This window comes from Streptomyces sp. HSW2009 (assembly GCF_040240285.1).
Lineage (GTDB): Bacteria > Actinomycetota > Actinomycetes > Streptomycetales > Streptomycetaceae > Streptomyces.
Genome location: NZ_JBEHZD010001183.1, coordinates 1 through 388 on the forward strand (window position 1 = coordinate 1; position 388 = coordinate 388).

Genomic DNA, 388 nt, shown 5'->3' on the forward strand with positions numbered 1-388 from the left:
AGCAGCAGCTCGTGAGTGCGGCGGAGTGCGGTTTCATCGGGGTGATCCGGCGTACGGAGGCGACGCCGGAGCGGTTGATGCAGGTCATCGCGGCGGTGGCCCGGGGTGAGGGGCATGTGCCGGCGGATCTGCTGGGCAGTCTGCTCGCCCAGGTGGGCCGGCTCCAGGGTGAGGTGCTGGGGCCGCGCGGGTTGAACTTCACCGGCCTCGCAGCCCGGGAGATCGAGGTGCTGCGGCTGGTCGCCGAGGGGCACGACACCGCCGACATCGCCCTCAAACTCGCCTACTCCGAGCGCACCATCAAAAACGTGCTGCACGCCGTGATGACCCGCCTCAACCTCCGCAACCGCTCCCACGCCGTCGCCTACGCGCTACGACAAGGGCTGAT

The 388-nt window shown here is 69.3% G+C and carries 1 protein-coding gene; it reads left to right on the forward strand.

Annotated elements, in window-relative coordinates:
* Nucleotides 1-388 (forward strand): helix-turn-helix transcriptional regulator (locus tag AAHZ94_RS35130; RefSeq protein WP_349997694.1); only part of this gene is annotated, 388 nt, incomplete at both ends.